The organism is Marivirga lumbricoides (assembly GCF_014636295.1).
Taxonomy (GTDB): domain Bacteria; phylum Bacteroidota; class Bacteroidia; order Cytophagales; family Cyclobacteriaceae; genus Marivirga; species Marivirga lumbricoides.
The window spans coordinates 1-12,496 of the sequence record NZ_BMEC01000026.1; the positions used below are offsets into that span (position 1 = coordinate 1).

The following is a 12,496-nucleotide window of genomic DNA, read 5'->3' on the forward strand; positions in this document are numbered from 1 at the left end:
TAAATGGTGCTACTTATACAGTAACACCTGATGCTTCAGGCAACTGGAGCGTGGATACGGAAACAGCCACGCCAACAAGTGGAACGCTGGGCACTTTTAATGACGGAACAAGCTATGAGGTGGTAGCCACAGTAACTGATGCGGCCTCGAACAGTGCCAGTGATGCTACCAGCAATGAAGTATCGATAGATACCACAGCACCGGCCACACCAACAGTTAATGCTTTAACCACATCAGATAACACACCGGTTCTAAGTGGAACCGCTGAGATTGGAAGTACAGTAGTCGTAGTTATTAACGGAGTGACCTTTACCACAACAGCTGATGCTTCAGGGGACTGGAGTGTGGATACTGAAACCGCCACGCCAACAGCAGGTGGTCCTTTTACGCCATTAACTGATGGAGATTATAATGTAGCCGTGACCAGCACTGATGCAGCAGGCAACAGTAGTTCAGATGCTACTAACAATGAAGTTTCTATAGATACAACAGGCCCAACAGCACCGACAGTTAATTTACTGACTACCAATGATGTAACACCTGTCATTACCGGAACTAATGGATTAGGTACCAGTCAGCCGGCAGGAGAGACCCTGACAGTGACAGTAAATGGTGCTACTTATACCGTAACCCCTGATGCTTCAGGGAATTGGAGCGTGGACACGGAAACAGCTACACCAACAAGTGGAACGCTGGGTACTTTTAATGACGGAACAAGCTATGAGGTGGTAGCCACAGTAACTGATGTGGCTTCGAACAGTACCAGCGATGCTACAAGCAATGAAGTTTCCATAGATACCACAGCACCGGCCACACCAACAGTTAATGCTTTAACCACATCAGATAATACACCGGTAGTAAGCGGAACCGCTGAGATCGGAAGTACAGTAACAGTGATCATCAACGGAGTGACCTTTACCACAACAGCTGATGCTTCAGGGGACTGGAGTGTGGATACTGAAACAGCCACACCAACAGCAGGCGGTCCTTTTCCGCCATTAACTAATGGAGATTACGATGTAGCCGTAACCAGCACTGATGCAGCAGGCAACAGTAGTTCAGATGCTACTAACAATGAAGTTTCTATAGATACAACAGACCCAACAGCACCAACAGTTAATTTGCTGATTACCAATGATGTAACACCTGTCATTACCGGAACCAATGGATTAGGTACCAGTCAGCCGGCAGGAGAGACGCTAACAGTAACAGTAAATGGTGCTACTTATACCGTAACACCTGATGCTTCAGGGGACTGGAGCGTGGACACGGAAACAGCCACGCCAACAAGTGGAACGCTGGGCACTTTTAATGATGTAACAAGCTATGAGGTGGTAGCCACAGTAACTGACGCGGCATCGAACAGTGCCAGCGATGCTACAAGCAATGAAGTTTCTATAGATACCACAGCACCGGCCACACCAACAGTTAATACTTTGACCACATCAGATAATATACCTGTAGTAAGCGGAACTGCTGAGATTGGAAGTACAGTAGTCGTAGTTATTAACGGAGTGACCTTTACCACAACAGCTGATGCTTCAGGTAACTGGAGTGTGGATACTGAAACAGCCACACCAACAGCAGGTGGACCTTTTACACCATTACCTGATGGAGATTATGATGTAGCCGTGACCAGCACTGATGTAGCAGGCAATAGCAGTTCTGATGCTACTAACAATGAAGTTTCTATAGATACAACAGACCCAACAGCACCGACAGTTAATTTGTTGACCACCAATGATGTAACACCTGTCATTACCGGAACCAATGGATTAGGAACCAGTCAGCCGGCAGGAGAGACGCTGACAGTGACTGTAAATGGTGCTACTTATACCGTAACACCTGATGCTTCAGGTAATTGGAGCGTGAATACCGAAACAGCCACACCAACAAGTGGAACGCTGGGTACTTTTAATGACGGAACAAGCTATGAAGTGGTAGCCACAGTAACTGATGCGGCCTCGAACAGTGCCAATGATGCTACCAGCAATGAAGTTTCTATAGATACCACAGCACCGGCCACACCAACAGTCAATGCTTTAACCACATCAGATAACACACCGACTCTAAGCGGAACCGCTGAGATAGGAAGTACTGTTACAGTGATCATCAACGGAGTGACCTTTACCACAACAGCTGATGCTTCAGGGAACTGGAGTGTGGATACTGAAACAGCCACACCAACAGCAGGCGGTCCTTTTACGCCATTAACTGATGGAGATTACGATGTAGCCGTAACCAGCACTGATGCAGCAGGCAATAGCAGTTCAGATGCTACCAATAATGAAGTTTCCATAGATACCACAGCCCCAGCAGCACCAACAGTTAATTTATTGACCACCAATGATGTAACACCTGTCATTACCGGAACCAATGGATTAGGTACCAGTCAGCCGGCAGGAGAGACGCTAACAGTAACAGTAAATGGTGCTACTTATACCGTAACACCTGATGCTTCAGGGAATTGGAGCGTGGATACAGAAACAGCTACACCAACAAGTGGAACGCTGGGTACTTTTAATGACGGAACAAGCTATGAGGTGGTAGCCACAGTAACTGATGTGGCTTCGAACAGTGCCAGCGATGCTACCAGCAATGAAGTTTCTATAGATACAACAGCTCCAACAGCCCCAACAGTTAATTTACTGACCACCAATGATGTAACGCCTGTCATTACCGGAACCAATGGATTAGGTACCAGTCAGCCGGCAGGAGAGACCCTGACAGTGACATTAAATGGTGCTACTTATACAGTCACCCCTGATGCTTCAGGCAACTGGAGCGTGGATACAGAAACAGCCACACCAACAAGTGGAACGCTGGGTACTTTTAATGACGGAACAAGCTATGAGGTGGTAGCCACAGTAACTGACGCGGCCTCGAACAGTGCCAGTGATGCTACCAGCAATGAAGTTTCCATAGATACCACAGCACCGGCCACACCAACAGTCAATGCTTTAACCACATCAGATAACACACCGGTTCTAAGTGGAACCGCTGAGATTGGAAGTACAGTAGTCGTAGTTATTAACGGAGTGACCTTTACCACAACACCTGATGCTTCAGGGAATTGGAGCGTGGATACAGAAACAGCCACACCAACAGCAGGCGGTCCTTTTACGCCATTACCTGATGGAGATTATGATGTAGCCGTGACCAGCACTGATGCAGCAGGCAACAGCAGTTCTGATGCTACTACAAATGAACTGACAGTGAATACTTCGTCTTTAACTGTACCAACAGTCAATATTCTAAGCAGCACAGATGGTCTTCCCATCTTAACAGGTACCTGGGATGAGGCCAATGCCACAAGCCTGGAAGTAACGGTAAATGGTGTTACTTATGTGTTAGGGACGGACGCTGAATTAACCACAGATGGCTCCGGCAACTGGACGCTTGATTTAAGTGGCTTAACTACTCCATTAACTAATGGCACTTATGATGTAGCAGTAAGCACGAGTGATGGAACTGATACAGTAACCGATGCTACCACTGATGAATTAACTGTAGCAATTACATCTATGAGTTTACCTACCGCCAATATTTTAAGCAGTACAGATGGTCTTCCCATCTTAACAGGTAGCTGGGATGAGGCCAATGCCACAAGCCTGGAAGTAATGGTAAATGGTGTTACTTATGTGTTAGGGACGGACGCTGAATTAACCACAGATGGCTCCGGCAACTGGACGCTTGACTTAAGTGGCTTAACTACTCCATTAACTAATGGCACTTATGATGTAGCAGTAAGCACGAGTGATGGAACTGATACAGTAACCGATGCTACCACGGATGAATTAACTGTGAACATCATTCTTATCAGTGCAGATATTGGAGTCAGAAAATCTGTATCAAATGGGCCTTACTTAGTAGGAAACATCATCACTTATAAAATTATTGTTGAAAACTTTGGTCCCGGAACGGCTTCTAACATAGTGGTGACGGATGAGCTGTCATTAGATTTAAGGTATGTAGCTTCAACTGCTTCACGAGGAGAGTTTAACAATATCTCAGGTGAATGGAGAATCGAAAGCCTGGAAATTGGCAAAGCTGATTCATTATTAATTGAAGTGGAGATCTTAAGTGAGGGAGTAATAGATAATGAAGCGGAAGGTTATGCTGAGGAAGTAGATCCTGATCTAAGTAATAACTTATCCGAATTAATCTCTATCAGTGTGGATGAAGCTTTTGAAATCAGCGCAGGATTTTCTCCTGATGGAGATGGAATAAACGATGTATGGACCATTAAAGGGATTGCTAATTACCCTAATAATAATGTACAAATTTATAACAGATGGGGAAACCTGGTTTTTGAAGTGAAAAGTTATAATAACCAGGACAAGGCCTGGAAAGGAGAGGTGAAATCGAAATTAGTTGTATCAGGTAATGAAGTGCCGGATGGTACCTATTTCTACCTGATTGACCTCGGTGATGGCTCTAAACCACTGAATGGATATATTACTTTAATGCGATAATTGGAATCAAATGAAATAACTGCGAGTCAATCATATCAAGCCGGGAAGAATATGGATTTAAAAGATACTCACTCCCGGAAGAACTATGTTGCGGTTATTCCATGCGATCTTAAAAAAATAAATATACATACATGAAATATCTACAAATATTACTGATTGCTTTTTTATTAATAGCTCAGTTAGAGGTTCGTGCACAGCAACAAGCTATGTATACTCAGTATATGTTTAATGGGCTTGCAATCAATCCGGCTTATGCAGGGAGTCATGAAACATTAAGTTTAACTGCTTTACTCAGGGAACAATGGGTAAACATTGAGGGAGCGCCCAGTACTCAGACTTTAAGCTTACACGCTCCTGTAAAAAGAAAAAAAATTGGGTTAGGCATGCTGATTATGAAGGATAGAATTGGCATCATCAACCAGACTGGAGCTTATGGGAGTTATGCTTATAAAGTCAATTTTGAAAATAGAGGGACGCTTTCTATGGGTATATCAGCTGGTTTTTCCTATTATGATGCACCTTTTAGCCAGGTAAACCCAAATGACCCCAGCTTTGCCAATATAGATGTTCGCGAGTTTCATCCAAATGTAGGGGTAGGTTTATATTATTATACTCCCACCTTTTATGCAGGTATTTCTACGCCTCAAATCCTGGAAACTACCTTCAACAGATCTTCAAAAGACTCTGACAGTGAGTTCAGAAGGCATTATTTTGCTACTGCAGGTAAGCTATTTGCTTTGAGTCCTAATGTAAAACTATTATCAAGCGTGCTGTTCAAAGCGGTAGATGGTGCACCTGCAGAATTTGACATCAATGCTTCTGTTTTGCTTCAGGAGGTGTTGTGGTTGGGTCTCTCGTACAGGTCATTTGACTCTTTTGATGGCATCATCAGAATCCAGGTGACTCCTGCATTTCAAATAGGGTATTCTTACGATTTTATTACAACCTCCGAACTGAGCAGGGTGAATGGAGGATCTCATGAGATTATGCTTAACTACAGGTTTAGCTTTAACAAAAAACGTATTCTAACACCAAGATATTTCTAAGATGATTCCAATCAAAAAAATTATTTTCACATGTGTTTGCATTACTTTTGGCAGTCACCTTTTGTGGTCTCAGTCTATTGCTGACTTAGTGATGAGTCCGGAAAGCAAGGGGGATAAATATTTTAACCAGTTTGCCTACAAGAAAGCCATCACTTCTTACGAAGAATCATTAAGAAGCCAGAAAAGCGACAGCATGCGCGGTATAATTTCCCTTAAAATTGCACAAAGTTATAATCAGTTAAATCAGCCGGAACAAGCAAGCAAATGGTATGCCCAGGCCAAAGAAACTCAGGTGTCGGTAGCAGCCGAGTCCCTTTTAAATTATGCGCAATCATTGGCAGCTACAGGTAAATACGCACAAGCTTCTCATATATTCAAGGAGTTAACAGAGGATGAAGGAGTAAGTGCGTCTATCAAAGCAATTTCCTCCGAACAGATTAATGCTATAGAGGAGCAAAACAGGTTTTTTATAAATGCAGGGAGGGTTGTTATTGACAAAGCAGCATTTAATAGCAAATATTCAGATTTCGCTCCTTTACTTTATGATAGCTTAATCCTTTTTGTGTCAGCAAGGGAACATAAAACCTTCATTAGCGGCCTTTTTAATTGGGATGAAAGTAATTACCTGGATATCTTTTCCTATAATCCGCAGAATGGTGAAGTGAAAAACTTTTCAAAGAATTTAAACACGTCTTTACACGAAGGGCCATTAACAAGCTATAATAACAATAAAGACATCATCTTCACCAGAAATACAGAAGCCAGGGTAAATGAAAATACAGGAGACAATTCTATTACGAAATTGCAGCTTTACCATGCAGCCTATGAAGACGGAAAATGGAGCAAAGGTGAGCCTTTAAATTTTAATGACCCTAACTTTTCTTTCGCTCACCCGAGCATTAGCTCAGATGGCAATACACTTTATTTTGCTTCCGATATTCCGGGGGGAATGGGTGGAGCGGATCTGTATAAAGTGCAGAAGGATGGAGATGGACAATGGGGTAAACCTATTAACTTAGGTGCAGCGGTGAATACTGCGGGAGATGAGTTTTTTCCTACCATACATGGTGAAAGGTTATATTTTGCCAGTAATGGCCATGGAGGTTTAGGTGGATTAGATCTTTTTGGTTATGACTTATCGAAAGAAGGAAAGGTCGTAAATTTAGGTTCTCCTATCAATAGCTCTTTAGATGATTTTGGCATTACATTCTACGAAGATGGACGATCAGGATACTTTAGTTCCAATAGAGAAGAAAGTGCTTTTAAGGATGAAATCTATCAATTTAAATCTGACATGGATTTAATGCCTGAATATCAATTAATACTTTTAGTATCAGATAAATTATCGCAAGAAATTATAAAAGAGGCAAAGGTGTATTTGCTTTCTTCTCAAAATGATACAATAACGCAGTTGGACTATGAAAATGGACAGTATGTAAGCACTCAAATTGAACCCAACACCAATTATAAAATAATTACCACCAGTAAAGAATACTTTAGCGCAGAAAATGATTTTACTTCTCTGGAAACAGCAGTTGATGCTCCTAATACCTGGAAAAAGAGCCTTTCACTTGTAAAGGATTATGATTTTGGTATGACTGCTTTCGTTTTTGAAAACAATTCTCAGAAGAAGCTTGATTCGGTTCAGGTAAAATTAATCAACAATTTGGGAGATGAAGTGCCATTTAAAGTCTATACAGATGAAAACGGACGTTTTAGCTATACATTTTCTGAGAATAAATTAAACGACAGGGTTAGCTACCAGATAAAACTTGAGAAAAAAGGTTTTCTCTCCAAGTCAATGACTTATAACAAAAAACTGGATAAACCCGGAATCAATTCATTAAATGCGATGCTGGATTTTGGTTTGAATAAGATTGAACTAGGTGAAGACATAGGCAAGTTATTGGGTGTGGAGCCAATATATTTTGATTTAGGTAAAGCAATTATTCGTAAAGATGCTGCAAAGGAGCTGGATAAAATTGTTGCAGCCATGAAAGAAAACCCTGCAATGGTGATAGAGCTAGGTTCACATACTGATGCAAGGGGAGGAGATGCTTTTAACCTGCAACTTTCTGATAAGCGTGCTAAAGCTTCCGCAGCCTATATAGTTTCTAAGGGAATAGAAGAAAGAAGAATTATAGGGAAAGGTTATGGAGAGACACAATTAATGAATGAATGCGAAGATGGTGTAAATTGCAGCGAAGAAGCACATCAATTAAATAGAAGAACTGAGTTTAAGATTATATCGCTTTAAAATCAATACGTATTACTGACAGGTATGGTAAAATATAAAGCCAGAATAGGTTTTATTGCTAATGAATATGTCTCCAGAGCCAGCCTGCCTGCCACAGGACTTTTGCTATATTAGAAAATAGAGCTAAAGCTGATTAGTTTTCTACTTACTTACATCTGTGAGTCTGTCCCAGCCAGCTGGCTGGGACTACAGGGGTGTTTTACGAGAAGAATAGTTTTCCATTGAAGGAAATCAAGTCTTGTTATATAGTAGCAAAAAGATAAAGAATAAAATTTTGTTTAAAATACCTTAAAGTGTAATTGAAACCTCAGTATTTAGTAAAACTTCTCTTTTTTGAGGTTTCATACTTAGTTTTAAAGTTTCATACTTAGTTTTAAAGTTTAAGAAACACTTATTAAGGTCAGTATATCTGGTTTTTGAGTTCAATTTCATTTTCCATGAGTAGCCGAATTAAACTATAAATCCAATCCTTCATTCTTTTAATGTGAAACTATAATTCCCTTTTATAAATAAATATCTACTCTTCATTTTGACTGTAAACTCCATTCTTAAATAAATATAACCATCTGAAATACAGTTATTTAAAAATAATATCAGACACCAGGCAACCTTTCTTTATTTTTGTGCGCCCTTTTGATAGTATTAATTATTAACTAAATAAAGATGAAGTTATGAACCGTCACCTACTCAAATTACTCTTACTGGTATGTTTATTTTACTCCTGCGATCAATTAGAAGATGATCTACTATCTGACAATATAATCAATCAGAATCCCATTATTAACAACAATGATATTTATGCCATTGAGGGGCAATCTACTATTATTGATGTACTAGGAAACCCACAGGAAAATGCTGTGATTACCTTAGTAAACAACAGTAATAAAGCAAAGCATCAGTGGATAAACAATCGTTTCATAGAATATAAACCCAATAAAGGGGCTGGAGGAAAAGATTATTTAATCTTTCAAATTGAAACCAACTCCAGCAAAAAAACTGATAGTATTTTTATTCAAATTGGAGACTCCTCAGTTTTTAATACAGACTCGTGTATGGTGTATGCAAGAGAAGATCTGCTCATATTAGATGCCGATTTAAAAGGAAGTGTAAACCTATTAGCGAATGACGAATTGTGCAACTATACATTACAAGATATATTTTTAGTGCAAACGCCTCAGAATGGAACCGCTACTATTTCAGGAAACGGACTACTTCAATACATCGGAAAAAATAATCAGGTGAATCATAAAGATTCTTTGATATACCGTGCCAACCTCATTTCCAATGATAGTGCTTCGGCAGACAAATCTATATTGGCTTTTGTAAAAGTATTATCTTCTAATGACAGCATCTGCACACCAGTTTTCAAAACTGGCATAGACTCAGTAAGCATAGCTCAATCAATAATTGAATTAAATGTATTATCAGATGATTTTCTATGCGATTGGCAAGTAACTGAATTAAGGGTATTCAATTTTAGTCTCGGAAATGTACAGGTGACAGATTCTAATAGCATTTTGTTTGAGCCACAAATGCTAGGATTTGATTCCATCCGCTTTGAGGTAACTTTTGAAAATGGACAATCCTTCATTGCACATCATTTAATATCAGTTATTGAAGAGGAGATGAATATATGCGATTCTCTGGTTGCTGTGGAAGATTCTGTTTCTCTAGGGTTTCCTAACCAAGCTGTAATAGATATTGATGTATTATTAAATGATACCTATTGCGCTGAGCAACCATTACCTGAAATATATATAGCAGATAGTTTAGGTTTGCAGTACGGAGTAGCAGAAGTGATTAAGCAATCAGGCTATCCAATCGTTCGCTATGTTGCCGATAGCGCTGCATGGGGAAATAATATTTCTGAAAGCATATCTTACAGGATTTGCCAGGGACAGTACTGCTCAGAATCTCTCATAACAGTTTCGAACTAACCATTTTTTAAATAAAAACTATCAATCTTAAAGCCCAAAAGTGTTTATAACGCTTTTGGGCATCTTTGCATGACGCTGGAAGAAATAGTAAAAAAGTGTATTAAGAGTAACCGAAAGGCACAAAAGGCTTTGTATGAACTGTGCCATAAACAAGTTATGGGAATTTGCTTAAGGTATTGTCGCTCCAAAGAAGAAGCTGAAGATGTATTTCAAGAATGCTTTATTAAAATTTTTGAACAATTGGAAAAGCTTCGGGATCCTCAGGCATTCTGGGGATGGATGAAAGCATTGACCATTAGAACTTGCCTGTCACATTTCAGAAAGAATACTTTCATTGCAGAGGATATTACTGAAGCCTGGGCGATAGAAAATAATGCTTATGAAGCTATCTTTTCTCAGATGCAAACTCAATCCATTATTGACTTGATCAATAAACTGCCTGAAGGCTATAAATTAATTTTCAACTTATTTGAAATAGAGGGATATAGGCACAGTGAAATAGCAGAAATGCTCAATATTTCTATCGGAACTTCCAAATCTCAACTCAGTAAAGCAAAGGCATTGCTTTGCAAAGAGTTACAAATAACGAATAGACAACACCCTAATACATTGCTCAATGAAAAATAAGGACTGGAAAAATAAGATTAGCAATCATGCACCAGAAGTAAACGATAATTTCTGGGATGACATTGAGCAGCGGCTACCTAAAAAGCGAACGAATAGGGTAGTGGTTCCCCTCATACTTTTGGGCTTATTGTTACTTTCAGTTTTAACATTTATAGTTTACACTGAATCCAGTGTTACAAAGAATAAATCTTCATCTGTAGCAATGCAAAGCCCGAATTCTGAGGATTCAACCATTAAAGATGATCAAAAAGGGCTCCTTCAATCAATAAAAGATCAAAAAGCAGCTAAGAAAATAGCTCTTAATTTAGAGGATACTACTACTAAGTTTGATCACACAAAGTATGTAGCAAAAGAAGAGAAAAACAGGATTGAGAGAAATACCAGTGAAAATAGTAAAAACGAAAGCTTAAATACTTATTTATCAAGCGATAATAGAGGCACTTCATTCTCAGACATTAAGAAACCAATTGAATTCACTTTTGATCAATTAAAGTCCAGAGGAATCGCTGAAGTAACATTACCCTTGATTGATATAACACCAGTACCGGTCATAATTGTAAAAACATCTGAAGAGGACAAGAAAGCAGATAGAGATAAGGCTATTAAGCTATACTTTAATACCTCATTATTTTCAGCCTACCATAAAATTAATCCTAATTTATTAGACGATAAAGTAATCAAATACATTGATAATCCTGCTTTTAGCTGGGATAGATTGGGGTATAAGCTGTCTGGCGGTATCAATAAAAAAGTATCAGATAGATTATATATTTATCTTGGAATCAGCTATTTATATCAGTCTCAGAGAATCACTTATGGCTATGAAAATACCCAAAATACCAGTATTACTGTAGAAAGCCCACAGGAAAATACGCTACAGATAAGACCTAATAAAGTTATCGCAGAGGAAGTATTAGATGTGAAAAATCAATCTGCTGGATTACATGTCGGCTTGGCCTATAAGTTGGTTCAGCGAGTTCATTATTCACAAGCTATTGATTTACAGTTAGATTTGCAACATCAAATGGGTGATAAATCATTTTACGGGGCGCAACAGTACTACGTTAATTTAGCCTATAATAATCTTTATCAATTAAATTCATGGTTGTCGTTTAAGGTGTCACCAGTTATTAGCTATACAATAAATGAATTTGCAGGACAATCCAATAGATCAATCAGCTTAAAGCCTTATAGTTTAGGGATTGATTTTGGCTTAACAATACATCTAAAACATTAGAGGATTCAGTAATAATTGTATGACTGCTAGTTAAAAGCTTAACTGCAGATTCTTACAAATATATTTAAGTTCTAATGGCGCAGAAATTTCAAAGTATTTTTAATAGATATAAAAAGAAGGGTGTAGGTTAAGAAACATCAACTTAACATAATATAAATTATATAACAATTATATAACTCACAAACAAGGTTAATCTATTATATATTCTCTGCTTTGTTTATAATATACTTTTTTGAATTCTAGCAAGATATCACCTGAAGATTTGAACCATGTAGCTCTCTCCTGGTATTCAAATAATTCTTTTTCTTCTATGTTCTTATCAATTGCAGGATCTGCAATAATATCTCTAGCTAATCAAAAGAATTAAAAATGCTTCTTTAAATTCGAGCAATAATCCCTTGTACGATTTCCTTGAATTGGACTAAAGATTAGTAAGTATAATTTCAGACTCTTCATCATCTAAGAATGATATTTTCTGTAAGTGTTTATTATATGGAATACTTCTTAAGTTAAGGCTAATTGGTAGATATTGATTGATAAAGTTTGAATGCTTTTCGTATTCAATGCACCTTACTCTGGTTTCAAGATTAATTGGTTCCTTATCCAAAAGGACTTTGATTTTAGGTCCGATTCTTCCTGGTCTACTACATCTTGATATATACGCCAATTCAATTTTTTCACAATCTTGAGTTCGTAGAATATTATTGCCTTGAATATGTCTGGGATATAAATCCTTATCTCCAGCATAAAAATTTGCCGAAAGTTGCTCACTGATATCTTGGATCAACTTATCATCTAATGTGTTTTTAGCGTGATCTCCTATATTTTTATAGTATTCTGCTCCCAAGGGCTCGTAACTTTTCGCATATAATACATAGTAAGATATGCTCGGCAAGCGATCAAATTGAAGGAAGAAT

7 protein-coding genes are annotated in these 12,496 nt (G+C 38.6%); 6 read left to right on the plus strand and 1 reads right to left on the minus strand.

Going from position 1 to position 12,496, the window contains the following annotated elements; all coding sequences use genetic code 11:
• The 6 genes from IEV85_RS23990 to IEV85_RS24015 all read left to right on the plus strand — a co-directional run.
• On the plus strand, positions 1-4,475 hold a 4,475-nt coding region (locus IEV85_RS23990), incomplete at its 5' end, for an Ig-like domain-containing protein (protein ID WP_188467814.1).
• Positions 4,476-4,606: 131 nt separating this feature from the next.
• Complete coding sequence (locus IEV85_RS23995; RefSeq protein ID WP_188467815.1) at positions 4,607-5,521, plus strand: PorP/SprF family type IX secretion system membrane protein; 915 nt, start codon at positions 4,607-4,609, stop codon at positions 5,519-5,521.
• A 1-nt stretch (position 5,522) separates the two neighbouring features.
• Complete coding sequence (locus IEV85_RS24000) at positions 5,523-7,778, plus strand: OmpA family protein (protein ID WP_188467816.1); 2,256 nt, start codon at positions 5,523-5,525, stop codon at positions 7,776-7,778.
• Positions 7,779-8,449: 671 nt separating this feature from the next.
• Entirely contained in the window at positions 8,450-9,715 is a 1,266-nt protein-coding gene (locus IEV85_RS24005) for a hypothetical protein (RefSeq protein WP_188467817.1), read from the plus strand.
• A 69-nt stretch (positions 9,716-9,784) separates the two neighbouring features.
• Complete coding sequence (locus tag IEV85_RS24010) at positions 9,785-10,342, plus strand: RNA polymerase sigma factor (protein ID WP_262892168.1); 558 nt, start codon at positions 9,785-9,787, stop codon at positions 10,340-10,342.
• Complete coding sequence (locus IEV85_RS24015) at positions 10,332-11,579, plus strand: hypothetical protein (RefSeq protein WP_188467819.1); 1,248 nt, start codon at positions 10,332-10,334, stop codon at positions 11,577-11,579. The genes IEV85_RS24010 and IEV85_RS24015 overlap by 11 nt, the downstream gene beginning before the upstream one ends.
• A 421-nt stretch (positions 11,580-12,000) precedes the next feature.
• Here IEV85_RS24015 and IEV85_RS24020 read toward each other — a convergent pair whose 3' ends face one another.
• The gene (locus IEV85_RS24020) at positions 12,001-12,426 is read right to left on the minus strand and encodes a hypothetical protein (protein ID WP_188467820.1); all 426 of its coding nucleotides are present in this window, start codon (positions 12,424-12,426) and stop codon (positions 12,001-12,003) included.
• Positions 12,427-12,496 lie beyond the last annotated feature (70 nt).